Origin of the sequence: Geodermatophilus bullaregiensis (assembly GCF_016907675.1) — a bacterium.
GTDB classification, from domain to species: Bacteria; Actinomycetota; Actinomycetes; order Mycobacteriales; family Geodermatophilaceae; genus Geodermatophilus; species Geodermatophilus bullaregiensis.
In genome coordinates, this window is sequence record NZ_JAFBCJ010000001.1 from 4,722,883 (window position 1) to 4,746,018 (window position 23,136).

The following is a 23,136-nucleotide window of genomic DNA, read 5'->3' on the forward strand; positions in this document are numbered from 1 at the left end:
GCGAGGGCGTGACCGGCGGTCCCCCGCGCGGCAGTATCGGTGCCAGCACCGTCCGCGACGCATCGGAGGATCCCGTGAGTGCCGCCCTGATCGCCCTCGTCGTCGTCGCCCTGGTGTTCATCGTGGTCGTCGCCAAGAGCGTGACGATCGTCCCGCAGGCGCAGGCCAAGGTGGTCGAGCGGCTCGGTCGTTACAGCCGCACGCTCTCGCCGGGCCTGTCCCTGCTCGTGCCCTTCATCGACCGCGTGCGCGCCACGATCGACCTGCGCGAGCAGGTCATCTCCTTCCCGCCGCAGCCGGTGATCACCTCGGACAACCTGCAGGTCGGCATCGACACCGTCGTCTACTTCCAGGTGACCGAGCCGCGGCTGGCCACCTACGGCATCGCCAACTACATCCAGGGCATGGAGCAGCTCACCACCACGACGCTGCGCAACGTCGTCGGCGGGCTCAACCTCGAGGGCGCGCTGACCGGCCGTGACGGCATCAACAGCCAGCTGCGCGAGGTGCTCGACGGCACCACCGGCCCGTGGGGGCTGCGCGTCGCCCGCGTCGAGATCAAGGCGATCGACCCGCCGCCGTCCATCCGCGACTCGATGGAGAAGCAGATGCGCGCCGACCGCGACAAGCGGGCGATCATCCTGCAGGCCGAGGGGGCCCGGCAGTCGGCGATCACCACGGCCGAGGGGCAGAAGGCCTCGGCGATCCTCTCCGCGGAGGGCAAGAAGCAGGCCGCGATCCTCGAGGCGGAGGCCGAGCGGCAGAGCCGCATCCTGCGCGCGGAGGGCGAGCGGGCGGCGCTCTACCTGCAGGCGCAGGGCCAGGCCAAGTCCATCGAGACAGTGTTCCAGGCGATCCACGACGGCAAGCCGGACCAGGGGCTGCTGGCCTACCAGTACCTGCAGACGCTGCCGCAGATCGCCCAGGGCGACGCCAACAAGATGTGGATCGTCCCCAGCGAGTTCAGCAAGGCCCTGGACGGCCTGGCGAAGCTCGGCGGTGCGGACGGCGACGGACGTTCCTGGATGGACGTCGACCCGTCACGGAACGGCGTGAGCAGGCCGACCGCCGAGATGGACACCTCCGGCTGGTTCGAGTCGGCGCTGCCCCGGGCCGCCGACCAGCCCGAGGCGAAGATCGAGCTCTCCAGCATCACCGACAGCACGCCGGCCGTCCCCGCGCCGGCGATCCCGGACACCACGTCCCTGGCACGCGTCGCCGAGGACGAGGTCTCCGCCCGGCCGGCGCCGAGGCAGGACGGCGCGGAGCCGTCCCGCCCGTGAGCGACCGGGGAGGGCGGGGCCTCAGTCCTTGAGCAGGCCCTCGCGGAGCTTGGCCAGGGTCTGGCTGAGCAGCCGGGACACGTGCATCTGCGAGATGCCGATGTCGGCGGCGATCTGCGACTGCGTCATGTTCCCGAAGAACCGCAGGATGAGGATGCGGCGCTCGCGGGCCGGGATCGTGGCCAGCAGCGGCTGCAGCGACTCGCGGTACTCCACGCCCTCAAGCGCGGCGTCCTCCTCGCCGAGCGTGGCGGCCAGCGTGGGGGAGTCGTCCTCGCCGGAGAGCCGCTCGTCGAGCGAGCTGCTGCGGTAGGCGTTGGCCACGGCGAGGCCCTCGAGGACCTCCTCCCGCGGGATCCCGAGGTGCTCGGCCAGCTCCGACGGCGTCGGCGCGCGGCCGTTCTTCTGCGCGAGCTCGCCGACGGCGGAGTTCAGCGACAGGTGCAGCTCCTGCAGCCGCCGCGGCACCCGGACCGACCAGCCCTGGTCGCGGAAGTGCCGCTTGATCTCGCCGGTGATCGTGGGGACGGCGAAGGAGAGGAACTCGACGCCGCGGTTCGGGTCGAACCGGTCGATCGCCGCGATCAGGCCCAGCGTGCCCACCTGCAGCAGGTCGTCGAAGGGCTCGCCGCGGTTGCTGAAGCGGCGGGCGAAGTGCCGGACGAGGGGCAGGTGCTCCTCGACGAGGATCTCGCGCAGCCGTTCCCGGCGCGGGTCGTCCTTCGCCAGGGTGGCGAGCTCGGCGAACAGCGGGGCGGTCCGCTCGGCGCGGCGGCGGTTGTCCGAGATGGGCGGTGCGTCGGGCTCCGCCTCGCGGACGTCCGGGACCGGTGCTGGCGCCGTCTCCTCGGCCGGACCCTCGGGGACCTCGGACGTGTGGTCGGACAGGGGGTCCTCCTCGACGGCCCGGTGGCTGGCGGCCGCCGGGGTCACGGGGCGACCGAGCGGTTCTGGCCCGCACCGCCCACGAGTTCGCCCGGGCGCCGGCCGGGCAGGTACTTGTCCAGGGAGATGACGGCGACACGCGCGCTGCCGCCGTCGCCGGCGGGCACCTCGCCCTGCGTCGCGGTGCGCCCGTCGACGTTGTCGGCCAGCGTCTGCAGCACCGTCCACCCGAAGCCGTCGCGCGGGACGTCGGTCCCGTCGGCCACCGGCACCCAGGCGTCGATGTGCAGCCCGGCGCGGGTGGTCTCGAAGACCACGGTCAGCGGGGCGTCCCCGAGGGCGATGGCCGCGAGGGTCGCGCACGCCTCGTCCACCGCCAGGCGCAGGTCCTCGACCGAGTCGAGGTCGTAGTCCATGCGGATGGCCAGGTCACCGGCCATCGCGCGCACCGCGGGCAGCTGGGTCGGCGTGCTGGGCACGCGCAGCTCCAGTCGTTCGGCGCGCCGGCCGTCCTGCGCGAGGGCACTCCTCGAGTCCGCCATCCGTCGTCTGCTCCTCATCCGTCTGCTGCGGCCGGTCGACTGCGCGGGGGCCCGTGCGGACCACCGGCACGGGGGGCCGCGGCTGCTGGTGCCCCATCCTGCCCGGCCACCCGGTCCGGGCCGCGCGCGGGGCGGGCCCCGCTGTCCAGCACGGACGCCTACCCGCCCGGGCCGGGTGGCCAAACACGCACGTGGCCGTCCCGGTGGCGGTCCGCCGAGGCGGCGGAGCGCGGTTGCCGGGGCGCTGGCCCTGTTGTCTGCTTGTGCCGGATGAACGCCAGCCAGGGCACACCGCCGTCGGGCCCCCGTCCCGCCGAGGACGCGGGCCCTGCGGCACTCCTGGCGGCCCTCGAGCACGCGCCGTCGGCCCTGTGGTTCCTCGCCGGCCCCGGGCCGCGCACGCTGTGGGCCAACGCCCGCGCCCGCGCGCTGGTGCCCGACGACACCGACCTGCCCGTCGCCGGCGGGCGGGGGGTCGCCGATGTCGCGGCCGCCGTGCTCGACAGCGGCCGGCCGGAGACGCTGACCGGCGTCCTCCCCGGGGGCGAGGCGCCGATGACCGTCACGCTGCGCCTGCTGCCGACCGGCGGGGGGCCGGGGGTCGTGCTCGTGGCCGAGAGCCGCGACGAGCGTCCCGACGACGTCGCGGCCGGCCCCGGGTACGCGGCGCACGACCCCGCCGGGCAGGACGCCGTCGGGGAGGCCCAGCTCTCCCTGCTGCCCCCCTCGCTGCCGCTGCTGCCGGACGTCCGGCTGTCCGGCAGCTACCACCCGGCGAGCTCGGTGCGGGCGGCCGGCGGCGACTTCTACGACGCGGTGTCCCTCGGTCACGGCCGGCTGGCGCTGGTCATCGGCGACGCCGTCGGCCACGGCGTCCCCGCCGCGGCGGCGATGAGCCGGCTGCGCGGGGCGCTGCGCTCCAGTGCGCTGCGCGACCCCTCCCCGGCGTCGGTGCTCGCCGCCCTCGACGACTTCGCCGCCCAGATGGACGACGTTCAGGGTGCGTCGGTCTTCTACGCCGTCCTCGACGCCGAGACCGGCGGGCTCACCTACGCCGCGGCCGGTCACCCGGCACCGCTGCTCGTGCACGCCGACGGCACCACCGTCTACCTGCCCGTCACCGCGCGGCCGCCGCTGGGCACGCTGCGCGGCGCCCCGAACCCGGTCGCCCGTGCGGACCTCGAGCCGGGCGCGACGCTGGTGCTCTACTCCGACGGCGCGGTCGCCGCCAGCGGACCGCCGCCGGCCCAGGGCATCTCGCGGCTCACCGAGGTGGCGCGGGCCGCGCTGGCCGAGCCGGCCGTCCTCGACGGCGAGGCCATGGCCGGGCTGGCCGGCACCATCGCCGAGGGCCTGCTCACCGACGGCGGCCGCCCCGACGACATCGCGGTCCTGGTCACCCACCGCCTCGCCCACTCGGTACAGCCGCTGCAACTGGACCTGCTCGCCGTCCCGGCGTCCCTGCCCGCCGTGCGCCGGCGGCTGAGCGCCTGGCTGACCGCGCTGGGCATGGGCGAGGAGGACCGGGTCGGCGTCATGGTCGCCGTGGGGGAGGCCTGCGCCAACGCCGCGGAGCACGCCTACCGCGACACCGAGCCCGGCCCGGTGCAGGTGACCGCGGCGGTCGACGTCGACGGCGTGCTGACCGTGACAGTCCGCGACGAGGGCACGTGGCGCCCGCCGGACCGCGACCCCGGCGACCGCGGCCGGGGGCTGCTCATCATGCGCCAGCTCGTCGACGGCATGGTCGTGCAGGGGGAGCACGGCACCACCGTGACCCTGCGCACCCGGCTTCGGCAGTCGCCGGACGAGGAGCCCGAGCACCTCGCCGCCGGCACCGGCGTGGCCGTCGTGGTCGACCGGACGGGCAGCAGCCCGGTGGTGCGGGCCGCCGGCGAGGTGGACATGGTCAGCGCCGAGCAGCTGCGCATCCGGCTGCTGGAGGCCAGCCACGGCGGCACCGTCCGCGTCGAGCTCGACCTCACCGCGGTCACGCTCTTCAGCAGCGCGGCGGTCCGGGTGGTGCTCGCCGTGGCCGCCATCGCCGAGGCCGAGGGCTGGCGGCTGGTGGTGCACGCGCCCGTCGGCGGCGTGACCCGGCACATCCTGCAGGTCAGCGGGCTCGAACGGCTGGTCGAGCTGCGCTGACGGTTTGGCGCGCGTCCCCGGTGACCATCCACGGAGGGTGAGACTGCGGCGCAGCGACGTACACGGCCCCGGCTGGACCCGGCGCCGTGCCGGCCGCGGCTTCTCCTACCGCGACGAGACCGGCGCGCTGATCAAGGACCCCGAGCGGATCGACCGCATCCGGTCGATCGCGATCCCGCCGGCGTGGAAGGACGTCTGGATCTGCCCGTGGCCCAACGGGCACATCCAGGCCACCGGGCTGGACGCCGCCGGTCGGCGTCAGTACCGCTACCACGACGCGTGGCGGGCCCGGCGGGACGCGGAGAAGCACGAGCGGGTGCTGGCCATCGCCGCCGAGCTGCCCGAGGTCCGCGAGCGGGTGGCGGCCGCCCTGCGCACCCGCGGGCCCAACCGGGAGCGGGTGCTGGCCTGCGCGCTGCGCCTGCTGGACCTGGGCACCTTCCGGATCGGCAGCGAGGAGTACGCCGAGGAGAACGGGACCTACGGGCTGGCGACCCTGCGCCGGGAGCACGTCACCGTGCGCGGGGAGCGGACGTTCTTCCGGTACACCGCCAAGGGCGGCATCGAGCGGGAGGTCGAGATCACCGACCGGCCGACCGCCACCGTCGTCCGGCAGCTGCTCGAGCGGCCCGACGACGCCGGTGACGAGCTGCTCGCCTACCAGCTCGAGGACGGCTCCTGGCGCGACGTCACCAGCGACGAGATCAACGCCTACCTCAAGGAGGTCAGCGGGGCGGAGATCACCGCGAAGGACTTCCGGACCTGGAACGCGACGGTGCTGATGGCCGCGGCGCTCGCCGAGGAGCCGCCGCCCAGGAACAAGACGGCGCGGCAGAAGACGATCAAGGCCGCCTACGTGCGGGTGTCCGAGCACCTGGGCAACACCCCGGCGGTGTGCAAGGCGAGCTACGTCGACCCGCGGGTGGTCGACCGGTACGAGCACGGGGAGACCGTGGCCCACGCCCTGGCCGGGCTGGCCGACGCCGACGACGACCGCGAGGCGCAGAAGGTCCTGGAGGCCGCGGTCTGCCAGATGCTGTCGGCCTGAAGCGCCACGGAGGCCCCGCCGCCGGCGGGGCCTCCGTGTGGCACGGCCCCGTCCCGCGGCCCGCCCCGAGCGTGCGGAGGGTGCGGAGGACGGGGTCCTCCCTCAGCGGGCGCTGCTGTCCACGATCGTGAACAGGTCGATCAGGCCGGTGACCTCCAGCGGGCGGGTGACCGCCCGGGTGGTGGCGACAAGTCGCAGGTCGACGTCGCGCGAGCGGGCGGACTTCTGGGTCTCGACGAGGACGGCCAGGCCGGCGGAGCCCAGGAACTGGACGCCGGACAGGTCGATGACCAGCTCGCGGGGCTGCTGCTCGAGCTGGGTGTCGAGCGAGGAGCGCAGCACCGGGGCGGTGAACGTGTCGACCTCGCCGACGACCGTCACCGTGACCGCGCCGTCCTCACCGGTGGAGGTGGCGAGCGTGATCACGTCGTCGAAGGGTGCCTCGGTGCCGTCGTTCGACACGTCGTGCTGCCCTCCGGCAGGCAGGTCGGATGCGGTCACGGACGCAGCTCCTCTCAGTGGTCGCACCGATCGGCGCGGCCACCGGTCAATCTACCGACGCGCGCGCCGGGACGTGGTCACCCCCGGGGTGGACCGGTGGTCCTCCAGGGTGCACCGGGGGCCGTGGGCCGGCCGGCGCGTACGGCTGACTGCTCAACCGCGTCCTCAAACGTAGACAACCGGATCGCGAGACGCCAACCAGCCCGGTGGGACGCCTCGGGGGCGTCCCACCGGGCTGGCCGGCGTGCTGTGCTCGGTCGGTGCGGCCGGCGTCAGGGGTCGATCACGTGGACGGCGCCCTCCTCGGGGCCCTCCCCGCCCGCCCGCACGTCGGCGGTCGCCTCGACGTCGTCGGCGGTCCGGTTGGTCCCGGAGTCGCTGTCCGGCGTGGTCGAGGTGTCCTGCTCCAGCTGCAGGGTCGCCGCCTGGGGGTCCTCGGCCGCCCGCACGCCGGGCTGCACGTCGGGCTCCTCGCGGTCGAGGCGGCCCGACAGGGACTCGCCCTGCGACTGCTCGAACGCGGTGGTGCCGAAGTCGGTGACCGCACCGGGGTCCTCACCGGGCATCGGCGCGAACTGGGGGTCCTCGGCCGTCTGCATGGTGGGCGAGTCGTCCTGGGCGATCTCGGGGATGCCCTCGTCCTCGGGGAAGACGTCGCGGGCGGTCTGGCCCTCCGGCTGGGTCCGGCCCGGCTCTGTCATCGTGCGTCCTCTCTGTCGGGGCTCCCGTTCGGCGCGCGGACGCCGGGCGTCGGTCGGTGCCGGCGGGAGCGATCGCTCCCCCGCCTACCCGGGCCCCGCCGTGTCATGCGGCCGTGCCGGGGTGGCCGTCCCGACCGCTCCACCGGGACGGGACCGACGGGCCCGCCGCGGCGGCATGGGTCACCGCCCAGCCGGGTAGCGGCCCTGCATGGCGATCCAGGACGAGGTGCTGCGGATGAGCCGGCCGGTCCGCCGCTGGGCGGAGGACCAGGGGCGGGCCTACACCGGCGGGGAGGAACGGCCGCTGGGCGGGTTCCTCGGGGCGATGAGCGTCTACAGCGCCGCCGTGGCCACGGGCGCCGCCGTCGTCCGCGCCTCCGGCCGCGAGCTGCCCGGCCGCATCCCGTTCGGGGACGCCGTCCTGCTGACCGTCGGCACGTTCCGGCTGGCCCGCCGGATCGCCAAGGACCCCGTGACCAGCCCGCTGCGCGCCCCGTTCGCCCGCTTCGACGGGGCCTCCGGCGAGGCCGAGCTGTCCGAGCAGGTGCGCGTCGAGCACGGCTGGAAGCACGCCGTCGGCGAGCTGGTCACCTGCCCCTTCTGCCTGGCGCAGTGGGTGGGCACCGCCTTCGTCTTCAGCTACGTCGCCGCGCCGAGGGCGACCCGGCTGGCCGCGCTGACCATGACGATGGTCGCCGGCTCCGACGTCCTGCAGTTCGCCTACGACGCCCTGCAGAGCAGCGTCACCGGCGGCGGGGACGACGCCGGCGACGAGGACGCCGACACCGCGGGCAAGCACGCCGAGCAGGACTGACCCGCAGCGCCCGCTTCCCCCGGGCGGAGGAGACCGCCGTTCCGGAGCTGCCGGTGACCGGAGCCCGCACCTATCCTGCGGGCCCGGCCATCCGGGAGTCCGGAGACCCGGGGAAGAGGAGTGGACATGCGCTCGATCTGGCGCGGCGCGGTGTCGTTCGGCCTGGTCAGCATCGGGGTGAAGCTGTACTCGGCGACCGAGGACAAGGACGTCCGCTTCCACCAGGTGCACGCCGTCGACGGCGGGCGGGTGAAGTACCGGCGGGTCTGCTCGATCGACGGCGAGGAGGTCGAGTACGGCGACATCGCCAAGGGCTACGAGCTCCCCGACGGCCAGCTGGTGATCCTCACCGACGACGACCTCGCCGAGCTGCCGCTGTCGACCCGGCGCGAGATCGAGGTCCTGCAGTTCGTCGAGCAGAGCGAGATCGACCCGATCCACTTCGAGAAGACCTACTACCTCGAGCCCGACGGCCCGGCCACGCGTCCCTACGTGCTGCTGCGCGACGCGCTCGACAACACCGGCCAGGTGGCGATCACCAAGATCGCGCTGCGGCAGCGGGAGTCGCTGGCCGCGATGCGGGTGCGCGACGGCGTGCTGGTGCTGCACACGATGCGCTGGCCCGACGAGATCCGCCGTCCCGACTTCGGGTTCCTCGACGAGGACGTCGCCGTCCGGCCGCAGGAGCTGCAGATGGCCGAGGCGCTGATCACCTCGATGGCCGGCGAGTTCGACCCGGGCGAGTTCACCGACGACTACCGCGAGGCCATGACCGCGCTGCTGGAGGCCAAGCGGACCGGCGGTGACGTGCAGCCGGTGCCCGAGACCGCCGATCCCGGTGCGGCCGTGGTCGACCTGATGAGCGCGCTGCGGCGCAGCGTCGAGCGGGCCCGCGGCGGCGGGGACGCCGAGGACGAGCCCGCACCGCGCGTCCGGCGGGCCGCCCGTGCCGCGGAGCCGGAGGAGCCCGCTCCGGCGGAGCGCGCGCCGGCCGCGAAGGCCCCGGCGAAGAAGACCGCGGCCGGCAAGGCCGCCGCGCCGACCACCCGGAGGAGGCGGTCGGCGGCCGCCGGTGCCGAGGAGGCCCCGGCGCGTCCGCGGGCGCGCAAGGTGACGGCGGCCAAGGCCGCGCCGGCCGACGAGGCGCCGAAGAAGCGCACGACCCGACCGCGCCGCAGCGCCTGACGGTGCCCTGATCCGGTGTCCCCGGTCCTGCCCGAGCCCCCGGTGCCGGCGCCCATGCTCGCCGTCGCCGGGGAGCTGCCGCCGGCCGGGCAGGACGCCGCCTGGGGCTACGAGTTCAAGTGGGACGGCGTCCGCGCGCTGGCCGCGGTCCGCGAGGGCCGGCTGGGTCTCTGGGCGCGCAGCGGCACCGACACCACCGCCCGCTACCCCGAACTCGGTCGACTGCCGGACGCGCTGACCGGCGTGGACCTCGTCGTCGACGGGGAGGTGGTCGCCCTCGACCGGAGGGGCCGCCCCGACTTCGGCCTGCTGCAGAACCGGATGCACCGCACCGGCGGGGCGGAGGTCGCCCGGCTGGCGGCCGCGGCGCCGGTCACCTACCTGGTCTTCGACCTGCTGACGGTCGGCGGCCGGAGCCTGCTCGACCACCCCTACGAGGAGCGCCGGGAGCGGCTGGAGGACCTCGGCGCCGCGGGGCGGCACTGGGTGACGACGCCGTGGTTCCGCGGCGGCGGCGCCGACGTGCACGCGGCCAGCCGGGACAACGGCCTGGAGGGCGTCGTCGCCAAGCGGCTGGACTCGCCGTACCGGCCGGGCGTGCGCGCGCCGGAGTGGCGCAAGGTGAAGCACGTCCGCATGCAGAGCGTCGTCGTCGGCGGGTGGCGGCCGGGCAAGGGACGGCGGGCCGGGGGAGTGGGCTCGCTGCTGGTCGGCGTCCACGACGACGACGGCCGGCTGGTCTACGCCGGCCACGTCGGCACCGGTCTCACCGACGCGGTGCTGCGCGAGCTGGGGAGCCTGGTCACCGCCCGCCGGACCCCGCCGTTCGCCGACGCCATCCCGCGGGAGGTCGCCCGCGACGCGCGGTGGGTGGAGCCGGAGCTGGTCGGGGAGGTCGCCTTCGCCGCCTGGACCGCCGACGGCCGGATGCGCCACCCCGCGTGGCGCGGCCTGCGCGAGGACCTCGACGTCGACGACGTCGTGGTGGAGTGGAGCGCGTGAGCCGTCAGCGGGTGCGCGTGGACGGCCGGCAGCTGTCGGTCTCCAACCTGGAGAAGGTCCTCTTCCCGGAGGTCTCGTTCACCAAGGCGCAGGTCATCGACTACTACGTGCGGATCGCGCCGGTGCTGCTGCCGCACCTGTCCGGTCGGCCGGTGACCTTCACCCGCTGGCCCGACGGGGTGGAGGGTCAGGCGTTCTTCGAGAAGAACAGCGCCCGGCACGCGCCCGACTGGGTGCGGAAGGTGACCGTGCCGAGCCCCGGCAGCTCGCGCGACCGCGAGGTGCTGGAGATGGTCGTCCTGGAGACCGTCGCCGACCTCGCGTGGGCGGCCAACCTCGCCGCGCTGGAGCTGCACGTCCCGCAGTGGCAGGTGGGCAGCAGGCTGCAGCCGACGCTGCCCGACCTGCTGGTGCTCGACCTCGACCCGGGACCGGACGCCGGGATCCGGGAGTGCTGCGAGGTCGCCGAGCGGCTGCGGGAGCGGCTGGTCGACGACGGACTGGACCCGGTGGTGAAGACGTCGGGCTCCAAGGGGATGCAGGTGTACGCGCCGATCCGCGTCACCGACCGCGAGCACCCCAGCCGCTACGCCCGGGCGCTGGCGCAGGAGCTGTCGGCCGAGACGCCCGACCGGGTCGTCTGGCGGATGGAGAAGGTGCTGCGGTCGGGCAAGGTGCTCATCGACTGGAGCCAGAACAACCCGGCGAAGACCACGGTGGCGCCCTACTCGCTGCGGGCGCGGCCCGACGCGACGGTGTCGACGCCGATCGGGTGGGACGAGGTGGACGCCGTCCGGGCCGGCGGCGCCGACCCCGGCGAGCTGCGGTTCCGCACCGAGGAGGTGCTGGCCCGGGTGGAGGAGTACGGCGACCTGTTCGACGTCGCCGACCGCACCCGCGCCCGGCTGCCCGCTGTGTGAAGGACCCCGTCCCTCTCACCGCTCGCACGCTCGCGGCGAGCCTCCGGACGGGGCCGCAGGGGCACGCTGCGGTTCTGCGACCATGTGGCACCGTGTCCGCCGCCCCGCTCGCGCACGACCCCGCCACCGCCGACGTCGGGCGGCTGGTGGTCCGCTGCCCCGACCGCCCCGGGATCGTCGCGGTGCTGTCCCGGCTGCTGGCCGACGTCGGGGCCAACATCATCGAGTCGCAGCAGCACTCCTCGGACCCGACCGGCGGCACCTTCACCCTGCGGCTGGAGTTCGTGCTGCCGGGGCTGGCGGCCCGCCGCACCCAGCTCGAGGGCGCGCTGGAGCTGCTGGCCCAGCAGTGGCAGCTGACCTGGCGGCTGGCCGAGGCGGTCACCCGCCCGCGCGTGGCGGTCTTCGTGTCGCGCACCGACCACGTGCTGCAGGAGCTGCTCTACCGCGTGCGCGCCGGTGACCTGCGCGCGGACATCGTCGCCGTCGTGTCCAACCACCCCGACCTCGAGCCGGTGGCGCGGGCGGCCGGGGTGCCCTTCCACCACGTGCCGGTGACGCCGGAGACCAAGGCGCAGGCCGAGGCGCGGGCGCTGGAGCTCGTGGGCGACGTCGACCTCGTCGTCCTGGCCCGGTACATGCAGATCGTCTCGGCGGACTTCTGCAGCCGCTTCCCCGAGCGGCTGATCAACATCCACCACAGCTTCCTGCCGGCCTTCGTCGGCGCGAACCCGTACCGGGCGGCGCACGACCGCGGGGTGAAGCTCATCGGGGCGACGGCGCACTACGTGACCCCCGACCTCGACGCCGGCCCGATCATCGAGCAGGAGGTGGCCCGGGTCGACCACCGCGCCACCGTCGAGGACATGCGCCGGGTGGGCCGCTACGTGGAGCGGCAGGTGCTCGCCCAGGCGGTGACCTGGCACGTCGAGGACCGCGTCGTCGTCGAGGGCGACCGCACCATCGTCTTCGCCTGAAGGACCCCGTCCTCCCCACCGCTCGCGAGCTCGGGGCGGGACCCGGGACGGCGCCGGTGGGTTCTTGATTTGACTAGTTCAAGAACAGCGGGTTGGGTGGGACCCGATGGACACGACGTGGGCGCCCCGGCTGCGGGACGCCGGGCTGCGGGTGACGCGGCCGCGCCTGGCCGTGCTCGACGCCCTCGGCGCACACCCGCACGCCGACGCGGACACGCTGGTCACGGTGGCCCGCCAGGCGCACCCCACGCTCTCGCCCCAGGCGGTCTACGGCGTGCTCAAGGCGCTCGTCGGCGTCGGCCTGGCCCGGCGGGTCGAGCCCGCCGGCGCCCCCGCGCTGTACGAGGTCCGCGTCGGGGACAACCACCACCACCTGGTCTGCCGCTCGTGCGGCGCGGTCGCCGATGTCGACTGCACCGTGGGAGCGGCCCCGTGCCTGACGCCCTCGGACACGGCGGGTTTCGTCGTGGACGAGGCGGAGGTCGTCTTCTGGGGTCTGTGCCGGCAGTGCCGGGTGCCGACGCCGGAGGGCACCGCTCAGGTCCTTCAGCACGACAACCGAGGAGGAGCACACGCATGACCGACGTCGCATCGCAGGGCCCGGCCGCCAGTGAGGCCGACCGCGCCGTCCTGACCAACCGTCAGGGCCACCCGGTCTACGACAACCAGAACCAGCGGACGGTGGGCGCCCGCGGCCCGGCGACGCTGGAGAACTACCAGTTCCTCGAGAAGATCAGCCACTTCGACCGCGAGCGCATCCCGGAGCGCGTGGTGCACGCCCGCGGCGCCACCGCGTTCGGCGTCTTCGTGGCCGACGGCACGGTCGGCGACGAGCCGATCAGCAGGTACACCCGCGCCAAGCTCTTCCAGGAGAAGGGCAGGGAGACCGAGGTCGCCGTCCGCTTCTCCACCGTCGCCGGTGGCCGCGACTCCTCCGAGGCCGCCCGCGACCCGCGCGGCTTCGCGGTGAAGTTCTACACCGAGGACGGCAACTGGGACCTCGTCGGCAACAACCTGGGCGTCTTCTTCATCCGCGACGCCATCAAGTTCCCCGACTTCATCCACTCGCAGAAGCCCGACCCGGTCACCTTCGAGCGCCAGGTCGCCAACCGGGTCTTCGACTTCGCGTCGCAGACGCCGGAGTCGATCCACATGTTCACCCTGGTCTTCAGCCCCCGCGGTCTGCCGGCCAGCTACCGCACCCAGCAGGGCTTCGGCGTGAACACCTACAAGTGGGTCAACGCCGAGGGCGAGACCAAGCTGGTCAAGTACCACTGGCTGCCCAAGCAGGGCGTCAGGTCGATGACGGCGAAGGACGCGGCAGCGGTCCAGGCCAACGAGCTCGGCGCGCACACCAAGGACCTCTACGACGCCATCGGTCGCGGCGAGTTCCCGTCGTGGGACCTGCACGTGCAGCTGATGGACGACCACGAGCACCCCGAGCTGGACTTCGACCCGCTCGACGACACCAAGGTGTGGCCGGAGAACGACTTCCCGCTGCGCAAGGTCGGCACCATGACGCTGGACCGGGCGCCGGAGAACTTCTTCCTCGAGAACGAGCAGATCGCCTTCGGCACCGGTGTGCTGGTCGACGGCCTGGACTTCTCCGACGACAAGATGCTGGTCGGCCGGACGTTCTCCTACTCCGACACCCAGCGCTACCGGGTCGGCCCGAACTACCTGCAGCTGCCGGTCAACCAGGCCAAGAACGCCCGGGTGGCCACCAACCAGCGCGACGGCCAGATGGCCTACGCCGTGGACCTGGGCCCGGGCCAGAACCCGCACGTCAACTACGAGCCGTCGATCCTCGGCGGCCTGCGTGAGGCGCAGTACCCCACGCACGACGAGCAGGGCCCGGAGATCACCGGCCGGCTCACCCGCAAGCGGATCCCGCGGACCAACGACTACAAGCAGGCCGGCGAGCGCTACCTGCTGTCGGAGCAGTGGGAGAAGGACGACGTGGTCGCCAACTTCGTCGACGCGCTCTCCCAGTGCGACCGCCCGATCCAGGAGCGGATGGTCTGGCACCTGTTCATGGCCGAGGACGAGTTCGGCCAGCGTGTCGGCGAGGGCCTCGGCATCACCGCCGACGACGTCCGGCACCTGCAGCCGCTGCAGACCCAGACGCTCACCGAGGAGGAGCTGCAGCGCGCGGCCAACCTCGGCAAGAACGGCCCGCGCGACGTCACCGGCCTGGTGATGACGCACTGCGTGCCGAACGAGCACGTCGAGGTCACCCTCTGACCGGGGGCTGACCAGCAGGACCACCGCGGGCCGCGGCCGGGACACCGGTCGCGGCCCGCCGTCCTGTGCGGGGGAGCCGGCCTTCCGCTGACCGGGAGCCGAGTTGGGCCGTGGCGCACGTGGCTCCTAGCGTCGACCCACCGCCCGCCCCACCGTGGAGGACGCCATGAGCTCGACCCCCGTGCGCCCGGCGACGTCGCGACCCGGGGCGGCCCGAGCCGCCGGCTGGGTGGCCCCGCTGTGCTGGGTCGCGGTGCTGCTGGACGGGTTCGACCTCGTCGTCGTCGGCACCGTGATCCCCACGCTGACCCAGCCGGAGGAGTTCGCCCTCACCGGCACCGGGGCCACCGCGGTGATCACCATCGGGCTGGTCGGGATGATGGTCGGCGCGCTCACCATCGGCACGCTCACCGACCTGGTCGGCCGCCGCAAGGCGCTGATCGGCGCGGTGGCGGCCTTCTCGCTGCTCACCCTGCTGTGCGCGTTCGCGCCCAACGCGCTCGTCTTCGGGATCCTGCGGTTCCTCGCCGGCCTCGGCCTCGGCGGGTGCCTGCCCACGGCGATCGCCATGGTCAACGAGTTCACCCGGTCCGGCCGCAGCGGCCGCGCCACGACGACGATCATGACCGGCTACCACGTCGGCGCCGTCGCCACCGCGGCGCTGGCCATCGTCGTCATCCCGTCGCTGGGCTGGCGCTGGATGTTCGTCATCGGCGCGGCGCCGGCGCTCGTCCTGGTGCCGCTCATGCTGGCGCGGCTGCCGGAGTCGGCGTCCTACCTGCTGGCCGCCGGCCGGCGGGCCGAGGCGGAGGACGTGGCCCGGCGGCACGGGCTGGAGCTGGAGAGCCCGCCGGACCGCGCCGCGGCGCGGTCCGGCGGTGCGGGGGCCGGTGGTGCCGCGGCGACGGTCCGGTCGCTGTTCACCGACGGCCACGCCCGCAACACGCTGGCCATCGGCGTCACGTCGTTCATGGGGCTGCTGCTCGTGTACGGCCTCAACAACTGGCTGCCGACGATCATGCGCGAGGCCGGCTACGAGCTCGGACGCTCCCTCGCCTTCCTGCTGGTGCTCAACGTCGGCGCCGTCGTCGGGCTGCTCGTCGCCGGGGCGTTCGCCGACCGGGTGGGGTCCCGGCTCGCCGGGATGATCTGGTTCGCCTCCGGCGCGGTCTTCCTGGCGCTGCTGTCGGTGCGGCTGCCGACGGCGGGCCTCTACCTCATGTGCTTCCTCACCGGCTGCTTCGTGTTCTCCGCGCAGGTCCTGGTCTACGCGTTCACCAGCGCCAACAACCCGCCGCACGTGCGCGCGACGGCGCTGGGCTGGTCGGCCGGGGCCGGGCGGATCGGGGCGATCGTCGGCCCGGTGATCACCGGCGCCCTGGTCACGGCGGGCATCGCCTTCCCGTGGGGCTTCTACGTCTTCGCCGTCGTCGGCGCGCTGGGCGCGGTGGCCCTCAGCGTCACCCGGGCAGTCCGCCCCGCGGGCTGAGGACCGCCCGTGGCGGGGAGGACGGCGACCCCGTCGCGCGGGGGACGGAGCCGCTAGTCGCGGGGGTGCCGGCGGTCCTGCTCGGCCAGGAAGCGCTCGAGCTCCGCGCCGATCTCCTCGCCGCTGGGCACGTCACCCACCTCGCCGAGCAGGACGCTGTCCTCCCGGGCGGCGGTGAACTGGTCGTACTGCTGCTCCAGCGCGGCCACCACGGCGGTGTTGTCGGTGGAGCGGGAGATCTGCTCGTTGATCTCGCCGCGGTTGAGCTGGGCCGCCTCGCGCAGCGTCTCGGTGGGCAGCAGCAGCCCGGTCAGCCGGCCCACGTGCTCCAGCAGGGTCAGGGTCGCGGCGGGGTAGGTGGCGTTGGCCAGGTAGTGCGGCACGTGCGCGGCGACGCCGAGCGCGTCGACGCCGGCCTCGCCCAGCCGCAGCTCGAGCAGGGCCGCGGCGCTGCCGGGGATGCGCATCTCGCCCCAGTACACGGGATAGGCGTCGATGAGATGGCGGCGCGTGGCGTGCGCGGTGACCGTGACCGGCCGGGTGTGCGGCACCGGCATCGGGATCGCCTGCAGCGCCACCACCGAGGTGACGCCGAGCCGCTCGACCAGCCCGGCGATCGCCGCGACGAAGCCCTCCCAGCGGTAGTCGGGCTCCGGCCCGGTGAGCAGCAGGAACGTCTCGCCCGAGTCGTCCTCGACCGCCGACAGCACGATCTCCGGCGCGTCGAAGGACTCGTACCGGTCGCCGGAGAAGGTCATCCGCGGGCGGCGCGCCCGGTAGTCGACCAGGACGTCGGCGTCGAAGCGGGCCACCGTGCGGTGCGGCAGCGTCGCGAGCAGGTGCGCGCCGGCCAGCGCCGCGGAGGAGGCGGCGTCGAAGTCACCGGCGAGGGCGTGCACGAGCACCAGTCCCCGCCGCTCGGCCGGATCGGTGACCGCCGTCTCGGCGGCGAGGAACGGCTCGGCCTCGGGGAGCAGCTCGACGAGCTCCTCCGGTCGCTGCGCCACGGGGGCACCTCCTGCTGGTCGACGTCACCGTGATCAGCGACGGCGGGCCTCCCGGCATTCCCGGCGCAGGCCCCGGGCGCTCAGCCGCGCGACGTCCCCGGAGCCGCGCCGCGGGTCAGCACCGCGCCCGCGTCGTCGCCGGTGACCTGCGTGTGCGTGCCGTCGCCGGCGACCTCGGGGTGGCGGCCGTCCAGGACGTCGCGCGTGTACCGGTAGACGACGGCGATCAGCGCTGCCACGGGGACGCCGAGGAACGCGCCGACGATGCCGGCCAGGCTGCTGCCGGCGGTGACGGCGAGGATGACCACCCCGGCGTGCAGGTTGAAGCCACGGCCCTGGATGATCGGCTGCAGCACGTTGCCCTCGATCTGCTGCACCAGCAGCACGATGCCGAAGACGATGAGCGCCACGGTGAAACCCTCGTCGACCAGCGCGACGAGCACGGCGAAGGCGCCGGCCACGAAGGCGCCGATGATCGGGATGAAGGCGCCGAAGAAGGTCAGCACCGCCAGGGGGATCACCAGCGGCACGTCGAGGACCCACAGCCCGATGCCGATGAACAGCGCGTCGACGAAGCCGACGAGGGCCTGCTGCTTGATGAACTCCGAGAGCGTGCTCCAGGTCTTCTGCGACAGCGCGGCCACGTGCGGCGCGGCGCGCGGGCCGGTCTGGGCGGCCAGCCACGGCACCCAGCGCGGGCCGTCCTTGATGAAGAAGAAGGCCAGCAGCAGGGCCAGCACCAGGTTGATCAGGCCGTTGCCGATGGCCGAGGCGCCCGTGGCGGCGTAGCTCGCGATGTTCGACGCGTTGGCCTGGACCGAGTCGATCGCCTGGTCGACGACCTGGCCGATCTGCTCCTCGTCGATGTCGAACGGGGGACCCTGGAGCCACTGCTGCACCTGCTCCAGGCCGACGGCCGCCTGGTCGGCGAGCTCGGTGACCTGGTCGGCGACCTGCGGCGCGATCACGGCGATCAGCCCCCCGATGAGGCCGAGGAACGCCAGCAGCACGACCGCCGCGGCCAGGGCCGGGGGCCAGCGGTGGCGGCGCAGGAAGCGGGTGGGCGGCCAGAGCACGGTGGCGAAGAGCAGGCCCAGGATGACGGGCAGCAGGATCACCCAGAGCTTGCCCAGCACCCAGCCGATGACCACCAGTGCGGCGCTGACGAGCAGCAGCTGCGCCGAGCCGATCGCCAGCGCCCGGCTGGCCGCGCGGAACCGCTCCCCGCGCTGCCACGTGGGCGCGGGGGCCACCGTGGCGGTGTGGTCGCCGGTGCGCGGGTCGTGCGACCCGCCCTCGCCGGTGAGGGCGGGGTCCGGGCCGGCGCCGCCGGTCGCGGGGGTGGCGGCGCCGGTGCGGGACGCGTCCGGCGCGGGGGTGCCGGCGCCCTGCGCGGCGGAGGCGCCGGCCGGCGCCGAGGCGTCGTCCCGGTGTCCGGGCAGGCGGAACCTCATGGGGAGATCGCACCACAGATCACCAGGACCCACCGTCCGGAGATCACCACCGCGCGCTCCTGGTCCGGTGCGGGTGGACCGCTCCGGCTAGCGTCGGGACCGTGCCGAGGACCGCCACCGCCGACCGCGTCGACCGCGGTGCCCTGCTGGACTTCCTCCGCCCGCGGCACCGCGCGGTGCTGCTCACCCGCCGCCGGGAGGGCGGGGCGCAGCTCTCGCCGGTGACCTACGGCGTGGACGCCGAGGGGCGCGTCGTCGTCTCCACCTATCCGCAGCGGGCCAAGGTGCGCAACGCCCGCCGCGACCCCGCCGTCTCGGTCTGCGTGCTCTCCGACGACTTCGACGGTCCGTGGGTGCAGGTCGACGGCCGCGCCGAGGTGCTCGACCTGCCCGAGGCCCTCGAGCCGCTGGTGGAGTACTTCCGGTCGATCAGCGGCGAGCACCCCGACTGGGACGAGTACCGCGCCGCGATGGCCCGGCAGGGCAAGTCGCTGCTGCGGATCACCGTCGAGGCCTGGGGGCCGGTGGCCACCGGTGGCTTCCCGCCGGAGCTCGCCGCGGGGGACTGAGCCCCCGCGCGGCGCGCCGGGCAAGCCCAGGAGCTTGCCGACGCCGGTGCCGGGGACGACGCTGCGCGCGTGCTGCTCGCGATCGGCTGGGCCCCGCGGTCCGCGGGCGGCCCCCCGGCCGCCGCGCCGCCCCTGCCCGCCGGGGTCGCCGTGCGGCCGGTGGGGGAGGGCGGGATCGCCGTCGTGGCCGACGCCGATCCCGCCGCCGCGGCGCGGGTGGCCGTCGACGCCGTCGTCGCGCTGGTGCGGCAGGGCGGCCGGCGCATCGGGGTGGGCGCGGCCCCGGCGTCGGACGACGACGCCGCGGTGCTGCTCGGTGCCCGCCGGGCACTGGCGGCGGCGACCCGGCGACCGGCCCGGCTGGCCGTCCGCGGGACCGATCCGGCGGCCGCCGCCGACGCGCAGGCGGTGCTCACCGCGCTCGCCGTGGTGCTGGCCCGGCGCAGCCCGGCGGCCTGGGCGGCGGCCGACCTCGTGGCGGCCGGCGCGACCCGCGCGGCCGTGGCCGCCCGGCTCGGCGTCTCCCGGCAGGCGGTCGCGCAGCGGCTGGCGGCGGGCCTGTGGGACCTCGAGCAGGAGCTGCGGCCCACCGCCGTCCGCCTGCTCTCCCGGGCCGCCGGCTGACGCCGTCGGGGGACCGCCGCGCGCGGTGATCACCGCACCCCGGAGAATGGGACCGACACCGTCCCGAGGAGGTCCGGATGAGCCAGCCCGAGCACCCGCAGCGCAATCCCGAGCTGCTGGGCATCTACGTCAACGACCACCTCGCCGCGGCCACCGGGGGCATCGAGCTGGTCGGCCGCATGATCGGCGTGCACCGCGGGTCGCGGTGGGAGCAGCCGCTGCAGCAGCTGCTCGCCGAGCTGCACGACGAGAAGTCCTCGCTGCTCGACGTCATGCGGGCCCTCGGCATCCCCGTGCGCCAGTACAAGCAGATCGGTGTCTGGGTGGCCGAGAAGATCACCCGCGCCAAGCTCAACGGGCGGCTGCTGTCCCGCTCGCCGCTGTCGGACCTCGTGGAGTTCGAGTTCCTCGCCTCGGCCGTGCGCGGCAAGCGCAGCGGCTTCGAGACGCTGCGGATCGCCGCCGAGGTCGACGACCGGCTGCCCAGGGCCGAGCTGGACCGGCTCATCGACCAGGCGCACCGGCAGTACGAGTGGCTCACCGACGCCCGGCGCGACGTGGCCGCGGCCGTCTTCGGTGGCCGCGCGGCGGCCGCGGAGCGCACCGGGGGTCAGTGAGCCGGGGCCCGGGGCGGGGGCGGCGGGCACCGGCGTCCCCGGCCTGGTAGCACTGGTCGCGTGTGCCACGACCCGAGCAGCCGACCACCCGCGCCGCCCGGCCGCGCCGGTGCGGTCGCCGAGACCGAGCTGACCACCCTCACCGGGGCCGACGGCACGGCGTTCTCCGCGGCGTGGGCCGCCCCGTCCGACGCCGCGTCCGCCGCCGCCGGCGTCGTCGTGCTCCCCGACATCCGCGGCCTGCACCCCTACTACGTCGCCCTCGCCGAGCGCTTCGCCGAGGCGGGGGTGCCGGCGGTCGCGCTCGACTGGTTCGGGCGCACCGCCGGCCCGGCCGAGGGCGGCACCCGTGACGGCGGGTTCGACTGGCAGGCGCACGTCCCGCGCACGACGCCCGAGGGCATCGACGCCGACCTCACCGCCGCGATCGCCGAGCTGCGCCGCCGCACCCGCCCCGGCCTGCCGGTGGTCACCGTGGGCTTCTGCTTCGGCGGCAGCCACTCCTGGCGGCAGTCGGGCGGCGACCTCGACGTCGCCGCCTGCGCGGGCTTCTACGGCCGGCCGGCCGTGGTCGGGGACGCGGCGACCCGCGCGTCGCGGCCGACGCTGGTGCTGATCGCCGGCGCCGACGCCGCCACCCCCGTGGCCGACCAGCTCGCCCTGGCCGAGACGATGCGCGCGGCGGGCGCGGACGTGACCACCGCCGTGTACGACGGGGCGCCGCACTCCTTCTTCGACCGGGCCGCCACCGAGTGGGAGGACGCCTGCCGGGACGCCTGGCGGCGGCTGCTGGCGCTGGTCGACCGGGCGGGGGAGGTGCCGTCGTGAGCGAGCCGATCGACCCGGGGGTCATCGAGCTGGCGGCGCGGGTCTTCGACCTGGCCCGCTTCGGCCACACCGAGGAGCTCACCGCCTACCTCGACGCCGGGGTGCCGCTCGAGCTGACCAACGACAAGGGCGACACGCTGCTGATCCTGGCCGCCTACCACGACCACCCCGGGACGGTGGCCGCGCTGCTGGCCCGGGGCGCCGACCACTCCCGGGCCAACGACCGCGGGCAGACGGCGCTGGCCGCGGCGGTGTTCCGCCGTTCCGAGCCCGCGGTGCGCGCGCTGCTCGACGCCGGCGCCGACCCCGACGCGGGCGGCCCCAGCGCCCGCGAGACGGCGGTCTTCTTCGAGCTGCCGGAGATGTCGGCACTCCTGGAGCGCCCCGCCCGCTGACACGTCCCCCCGGACGGGAGCGCGGCGTGCCACCCTGAGACCTCACGGCGGCGCCGCACGGGGGCGCGGGTGCGGCGCCATCCCGGGCCGACCGGCCCGCGCCCGCACAGCCACCGCGGGGCGGGAGGGACGTCGACACATGACCGCGCAGCAGCACCTGCCGGGTCAGGACGCCGACCGGGCGCGCACCGGGGCGACCCGGCTGGCGCCGCCGGACGCGACCGACCTGCAGGCTGCGCTCGCCACGGCCGCGCAGCCCTCCGCCGACGAGCCCGGGCCGGCCGGACCCGCCGTCGACGTGCTCGGCGAGGCGGCCGCCGTCGACGTCCCGCCCGGGGACCCGGCGATCCCGCAGCCGGAGGGCTCCGCGGGGCTGCCCCGCTGGCTGGTGCTGCTGGTCGGGGCGGCGGCGGCGACCATCGCCGTCGCCGGTGTCCGCGAGATCGCCTGGCTGCTGGCACCCGTGCTGCTCGCCCTGGTCGTCGTCGTCGCGCTCATGCCGGTGCAGCGGTGGCTGCTGCGCCACCACGTGCCCCGCTGGGCCAGCGCCACCGTGCTCCTGGTGCTCGTGTGGGGGGTGCTGCTCAGCTTCGGCTCGCTGCTGGTGGTCGCCATCGCCCAGTTCGCCGTCCTGCTGCCCGACTACGCCCCGCAGTTCCAGCTGCTGCTCGACGACGCGGTCCGCCGGCTCGACGAGGCCGGGATGTCCTCCTCGCAGATCGCCGAGCTGGTCGACCGCTTCGACTACGGGCAGCTCGTGGGCCTGGCCACCGGCCTGCTCGCCCGCGTCACCGACACCGCCACCACCCTGGTCCTGCTGCTGTCCGCGATGGTCTTCCTCGCCATCGAGTCCGGCGGGTTCGGCCGCCGGCTGGCGCTGGTCGCCGCCGAACGCCCGCACCTGCCCATCGCCTTCGGCCTGTTCGCCCGGGGCACGCGCAGCTACCTGCTGGTGAGCACCGTCTTCGGCGCCATCGTGGCGGTCGGCGACACGATCGCCCTGGAGATCCTCGACGTCCCGCTGCCCCTGCTGTGGGGCGTGCTGTCGTTCATCACCAACTACGTGCCGAACATCGGCTTCGTCCTCGGCGTCATCCCGCCCGCCCTGCTCGGCCTGCTCGACGGCGGGTGGACCGAGTTCTGGGTGATCATCGTCGTCTACGCGCTGCTCAACTTCGTCGTCCAGACGCTCGTGCAGCCGCGGTTCGTGGGCGACTCGGTGGGTCTGTCGATGACGGTCACCTTCCTCGCGCTGCTGTTCTGGGGCTGGGTGCTCGGCGCCCTCGGCGCGCTGCTGGCCATCCCGCTCACGCTGCTGGTCAAGGCGCTGCTGGTCGACGTCGACCCCCGCGGCCACTGGCTCGACGCGCTGCTGCGGGAGGAACCCCGGGCACCGCGGACCAGCCGCGCGCGGCAGCGCGCGCACGACCGCCGGGCGGCGCTGGCCTCGGTGCGGGCGCTGCACCCGCACTGGCCCGGACGCCGCGGATCCGGGGACTGACCTGCGCTTTCCCGGAATGTCAGGGGTGCGGAGGACGTTGTCCCCATACCGGGTGAGTGCCCGGGAAGACCCTGAGGAGGACCCCGTGAAGGGTGATCGTGTCGAGGTCGTCATCGACGCCGGTGGCAGCACCCGCACCTACGAGATCGAGGCCACCCGCGCCGGCCGGCGCGTCGAGGTCGTCCACGGCCGCGGCGTCGTGGAGGTCACCGAGAACACCCGCGGTGGCACGCCCGTGCGCACGGCCCGGTTCATGTCCGGGCGGGTGCTCGCGCTGGTCGAGCACCCGGCGGCCCGTCCCGCGCTCGACGACGACGACGAGCCGGTGACCCCGCTGCGGCGGAGCGCCTGACCGGAGGACCCCGCCGCGCGCGACCTCGCGGCCTGCCGGAGGGCCGCCGT

The 23,136-nt window shown here is 74.9% G+C and carries 24 protein-coding genes; 18 read left to right on the top strand and 6 right to left on the bottom strand.

Annotated features, from left to right (window positions below):
- The first annotated feature begins 74 nt into the window (after positions 1 to 74).
- Positions 75 to 1,283, top strand: coding sequence for an SPFH domain-containing protein (locus JOD57_RS22625; RefSeq protein ID WP_204694077.1), 1,209 nt, complete (start codon positions 75 to 77; stop codon positions 1,281 to 1,283).
- Positions 1,284 to 1,304: 21 nt separating this feature from the next.
- On the opposite strand, the gene JOD57_RS22630 is transcribed toward JOD57_RS22625, so the two are convergent.
- Positions 1,305 to 2,216 (bottom strand): RNA polymerase sigma factor SigF, encoded by a 912-nt coding sequence (locus JOD57_RS22630; protein WP_204694078.1) that lies wholly within the window; start codon positions 2,214 to 2,216, stop codon positions 1,305 to 1,307.
- Positions 2,213 to 2,710, bottom strand: coding sequence for an ATP-binding protein (locus tag JOD57_RS22635; RefSeq protein WP_204694079.1), 498 nt, complete (start codon positions 2,708 to 2,710; stop codon positions 2,213 to 2,215). The genes JOD57_RS22630 and JOD57_RS22635 overlap by 4 nt, the downstream gene beginning before the upstream one ends.
- A gap of 270 nt (positions 2,711 to 2,980) precedes the next feature.
- Here JOD57_RS22635 and JOD57_RS22640 point away from each other — a divergent pair, with 270 nt between their 5' ends.
- Both JOD57_RS22640 and JOD57_RS22645 read left to right on the top strand, forming a co-directional pair.
- Positions 2,981 to 4,858: a SpoIIE family protein phosphatase gene (locus JOD57_RS22640; RefSeq protein ID WP_204694080.1), complete on the top strand. Its 1,878-nt coding sequence runs from the start codon at positions 2,981 to 2,983 to the stop codon at positions 4,856 to 4,858.
- Between the two features lie 37 nt (positions 4,859 to 4,895).
- On the top strand, positions 4,896 to 5,906 hold the full coding sequence (locus JOD57_RS22645; RefSeq protein WP_204694081.1) for a DNA topoisomerase IB: 1,011 nt from the start codon (positions 4,896 to 4,898) through the stop codon (positions 5,904 to 5,906).
- 102 nt (positions 5,907 to 6,008) lie between these two features.
- On the opposite strand, the gene JOD57_RS22650 is transcribed toward JOD57_RS22645, so the two are convergent.
- Together JOD57_RS22650 and JOD57_RS22655 are read right to left on the bottom strand one after the other, a co-directional pair.
- The gene (locus JOD57_RS22650; RefSeq protein ID WP_204694082.1) at positions 6,009 to 6,407 is read right to left on the bottom strand and encodes an STAS domain-containing protein; all 399 of its coding nucleotides are present in this window, start codon (positions 6,405 to 6,407) and stop codon (positions 6,009 to 6,011) included.
- A 272-nt stretch (positions 6,408 to 6,679) separates the two neighbouring features.
- The gene (locus JOD57_RS22655) at positions 6,680 to 7,108 is read right to left on the bottom strand and encodes a hypothetical protein (RefSeq protein WP_204694083.1); all 429 of its coding nucleotides are present in this window, start codon (positions 7,106 to 7,108) and stop codon (positions 6,680 to 6,682) included.
- A gap of 208 nt (positions 7,109 to 7,316) precedes the next feature.
- On the opposite strand from JOD57_RS22655, the gene JOD57_RS22660 reads away from it, so the two are divergent.
- From JOD57_RS22660 to JOD57_RS22695, 8 genes are all read left to right on the top strand, one after another.
- A complete protein-coding gene (locus JOD57_RS22660) occupies positions 7,317 to 7,922 on the top strand; it encodes a DUF1360 domain-containing protein (protein WP_204694084.1) in 606 nt (201 codons plus the stop codon).
- Between the two features lie 126 nt (positions 7,923 to 8,048).
- Entirely contained in the window at positions 8,049 to 9,107 is a 1,059-nt protein-coding gene (gene ku / locus JOD57_RS22665; protein ID WP_204694085.1) for a non-homologous end joining protein Ku, read from the top strand.
- A gap of 15 nt (positions 9,108 to 9,122) precedes the next feature.
- A complete protein-coding gene (ligD, locus tag JOD57_RS22670; protein WP_307824870.1) occupies positions 9,123 to 10,109 on the top strand; it encodes a non-homologous end-joining DNA ligase in 987 nt (328 codons plus the stop codon).
- The gene (gene ligD / locus JOD57_RS22675; RefSeq protein WP_204694086.1) at positions 10,106 to 11,029 is read left to right on the top strand and encodes a non-homologous end-joining DNA ligase; all 924 of its coding nucleotides are present in this window, start codon (positions 10,106 to 10,108) and stop codon (positions 11,027 to 11,029) included. The genes ligD (JOD57_RS22670) and ligD (JOD57_RS22675) overlap by 4 nt, the downstream gene beginning before the upstream one ends.
- 92 nt (positions 11,030 to 11,121) lie before the next feature.
- The gene (purU, locus tag JOD57_RS22680) at positions 11,122 to 12,006 is read left to right on the top strand and encodes a formyltetrahydrofolate deformylase (RefSeq protein ID WP_204694087.1); all 885 of its coding nucleotides are present in this window, start codon (positions 11,122 to 11,124) and stop codon (positions 12,004 to 12,006) included.
- Between the two features lie 106 nt (positions 12,007 to 12,112).
- Complete coding sequence (locus tag JOD57_RS22685) at positions 12,113 to 12,586, top strand: Fur family transcriptional regulator (RefSeq protein WP_204694088.1); 474 nt, start codon at positions 12,113 to 12,115, stop codon at positions 12,584 to 12,586.
- The gene (locus JOD57_RS22690; RefSeq protein ID WP_204694089.1) at positions 12,583 to 14,250 is read left to right on the top strand and encodes a catalase; all 1,668 of its coding nucleotides are present in this window, start codon (positions 12,583 to 12,585) and stop codon (positions 14,248 to 14,250) included. The genes JOD57_RS22685 and JOD57_RS22690 overlap by 4 nt, the downstream gene beginning before the upstream one ends.
- A gap of 166 nt (positions 14,251 to 14,416) precedes the next feature.
- The gene (locus tag JOD57_RS22695) at positions 14,417 to 15,739 is read left to right on the top strand and encodes an MFS transporter (RefSeq protein ID WP_204694090.1); all 1,323 of its coding nucleotides are present in this window, start codon (positions 14,417 to 14,419) and stop codon (positions 15,737 to 15,739) included.
- A 53-nt stretch (positions 15,740 to 15,792) separates the two neighbouring features.
- Here JOD57_RS22695 and JOD57_RS22700 read toward each other — a convergent pair whose 3' ends face one another.
- Together JOD57_RS22700 and JOD57_RS22705 are read right to left on the bottom strand one after the other, a co-directional pair.
- Positions 15,793 to 16,746 carry a proteasome assembly chaperone family protein gene (locus JOD57_RS22700; protein ID WP_204694091.1) on the bottom strand — a complete coding sequence of 318 codons (954 nt, stop codon included), beginning with the start codon at positions 16,744 to 16,746 and terminating at the stop codon, positions 15,793 to 15,795.
- 80 nt (positions 16,747 to 16,826) lie between these two features.
- Positions 16,827 to 18,200, bottom strand: a complete 1,374-nt coding sequence (locus tag JOD57_RS22705; protein WP_204694092.1) for an AI-2E family transporter — start codon at positions 18,198 to 18,200, stop codon at positions 16,827 to 16,829.
- A gap of 101 nt (positions 18,201 to 18,301) precedes the next feature.
- On the opposite strand from JOD57_RS22705, the gene JOD57_RS22710 reads away from it, so the two are divergent.
- From JOD57_RS22710 to JOD57_RS22740, 7 genes are all read left to right on the top strand, one after another.
- Complete coding sequence (locus JOD57_RS22710; RefSeq protein ID WP_204694093.1) at positions 18,302 to 18,769, top strand: PPOX class F420-dependent oxidoreductase; 468 nt, start codon at positions 18,302 to 18,304, stop codon at positions 18,767 to 18,769.
- Between the two features lie 69 nt (positions 18,770 to 18,838).
- Complete coding sequence (locus JOD57_RS22715) at positions 18,839 to 19,393, top strand: hypothetical protein (RefSeq protein ID WP_204694094.1); 555 nt, start codon at positions 18,839 to 18,841, stop codon at positions 19,391 to 19,393.
- A gap of 77 nt (positions 19,394 to 19,470) precedes the next feature.
- Entirely contained in the window at positions 19,471 to 20,010 is a 540-nt protein-coding gene (locus JOD57_RS22720) for a hypothetical protein (RefSeq protein ID WP_204694095.1), read from the top strand.
- A 60-nt stretch (positions 20,011 to 20,070) separates the two neighbouring features.
- The gene (locus tag JOD57_RS22725) at positions 20,071 to 20,838 is read left to right on the top strand and encodes a dienelactone hydrolase family protein (protein WP_204694096.1); all 768 of its coding nucleotides are present in this window, start codon (positions 20,071 to 20,073) and stop codon (positions 20,836 to 20,838) included.
- The gene (locus tag JOD57_RS22730; protein ID WP_204694097.1) at positions 20,835 to 21,233 is read left to right on the top strand and encodes an ankyrin repeat domain-containing protein; all 399 of its coding nucleotides are present in this window, start codon (positions 20,835 to 20,837) and stop codon (positions 21,231 to 21,233) included. Before JOD57_RS22725 ends, JOD57_RS22730 begins: the two co-directional genes overlap by 4 nt.
- 139 nt (positions 21,234 to 21,372) lie before the next feature.
- Positions 21,373 to 22,734 carry an AI-2E family transporter gene (locus JOD57_RS22735; RefSeq protein WP_204694098.1) on the top strand — a complete coding sequence of 454 codons (1,362 nt, stop codon included), beginning with the start codon at positions 21,373 to 21,375 and terminating at the stop codon, positions 22,732 to 22,734.
- An 85-nt stretch (positions 22,735 to 22,819) separates the two neighbouring features.
- Positions 22,820 to 23,086, top strand: coding sequence for a DUF8836 family protein (locus JOD57_RS22740; RefSeq protein WP_204694099.1), 267 nt, complete (start codon positions 22,820 to 22,822; stop codon positions 23,084 to 23,086).
- Positions 23,087 to 23,136: the final 50 nt, after the last annotated feature.

Bases quoted from the DNA above. Each gene is read 5' to 3' on its own strand.
- JOD57_RS22635 (WP_204694079.1), bottom strand. From the start codon at position 2,710: ATGGCGGACTCGAGGAGTGCCCTCGCGCAGGACGGCCGGCGCGCCGAA.
- JOD57_RS22640 (WP_204694080.1), top strand. From the start codon at position 2,981: ATGAACGCCAGCCAGGGCACACCGCCGTCGGGCCCCCGTCCCGCCGAG.
- JOD57_RS22655 (WP_204694083.1), bottom strand. From the start codon at position 7,108: ATGACAGAGCCGGGCCGGACCCAGCCGGAGGGCCAGACCGCCCGCGAC.
- JOD57_RS22660 (WP_204694084.1), top strand. From the start codon at position 7,317: ATGGCGATCCAGGACGAGGTGCTGCGGATGAGCCGGCCGGTCCGCCGC.
- ku (WP_204694085.1), top strand. From the start codon at position 8,049: ATGCGCTCGATCTGGCGCGGCGCGGTGTCGTTCGGCCTGGTCAGCATC.
- JOD57_RS22685 (WP_204694088.1), top strand. From the start codon at position 12,113: ATGGACACGACGTGGGCGCCCCGGCTGCGGGACGCCGGGCTGCGGGTG.
- JOD57_RS22690 (WP_204694089.1), top strand. From the start codon at position 12,583: ATGACCGACGTCGCATCGCAGGGCCCGGCCGCCAGTGAGGCCGACCGC.
- JOD57_RS22695 (WP_204694090.1), top strand. From the start codon at position 14,417: ATGAGCTCGACCCCCGTGCGCCCGGCGACGTCGCGACCCGGGGCGGCC.
- JOD57_RS22705 (WP_204694092.1), bottom strand. From the start codon at position 18,200: ATGAGGTTCCGCCTGCCCGGACACCGGGACGACGCCTCGGCGCCGGCC.
- JOD57_RS22720 (WP_204694095.1), top strand. From the start codon at position 19,471: ATGAGCCAGCCCGAGCACCCGCAGCGCAATCCCGAGCTGCTGGGCATC.
- JOD57_RS22735 (WP_204694098.1), top strand. From the start codon at position 21,373: ATGACCGCGCAGCAGCACCTGCCGGGTCAGGACGCCGACCGGGCGCGC.